Here is an 852-nt window from a genome sequence, read left to right on the forward strand (position 1 = left end):
AGGCCGACTACATCCGGATGTGGGTCCAGGCCGCCACCACCATGGGTGTGTACCAAGGAGTTTCGACCGCGGCGGTGTTATCGGTGGCCCCCACACAGCCGACGCCGATGATCATGGCGCCCGGCGGGGAAATGTCCCGGATGTCCGCGGATATGACTTCGATGGCCGCGCAGCCGCAAGCCCTCGAGTCGGGCACCGCGTTGGATAACAGCAACAACATCATCGATCAGCTCATGCGCTTCATGACCGACCCGCTCGGCACGCTGCAGGACATGATCGAAGACTTTATGAAGAACCCGATCGCCGCATTCTTCGCGTGGTTCCCGCTGCTGTTCTTCATCGCTTATGAGGCCTTCTTCATCCCCTTCGGGTTCACCTTCTGGGGAGTCTTGCTTTCGGCGCCGGCCTGGCTGCCCATCGTTCTCGGGCTCGCGCTGTCGGCCTTGGCCCCGCCTGCCGGCGTCGAGGAGCCTGGCCATGAGGACGAGCCCGGCCGCGAGCCTGCGCGGGTCGAGCGCAGACACCCGCAACAGGAGCTGCCGCTCACGCACGTTCCTTCGAATCCGTCGATGCCGGGCGGTTCGTCTTCCGCCCCCACCACCCCGGGCAGCTCGGCGTCCGCACCGTCCGCTCCAGCGACCGCCCCGCCCGCCTATCTGGTGTATGCGGTGCGTGAGGATCCGCCGGCGGCGCGGTTTGGTCCGAGGTTGAATGAGGGCTCCGGTGCTAAGGCACCGGCGGCGGGAATCGCCGCGGCGGCCGCGGCGGCGGCCTCGGCGCGTTCGCGAGCCCGACGCAAACGCGGCGCCCGAATCAAGGACCCCGCCCCCCAACACATGGACATGAACTCCA

General features: G+C 67.3%; 1 pseudogene. It reads left to right on the top strand.

Annotation, left to right across the window (positions count from 1 at the left end):
* Positions 1–852 (top strand): annotated as a pseudogene (locus MLB1_RS23900) (PPE family protein); the annotation flags it as partial.

Origin of the sequence: Mycobacteroides sp. LB1, assembly GCF_013449725.1 — a bacterium.
Lineage (GTDB): Bacteria > Actinomycetota > Actinomycetes > Mycobacteriales > Mycobacteriaceae > Mycobacterium.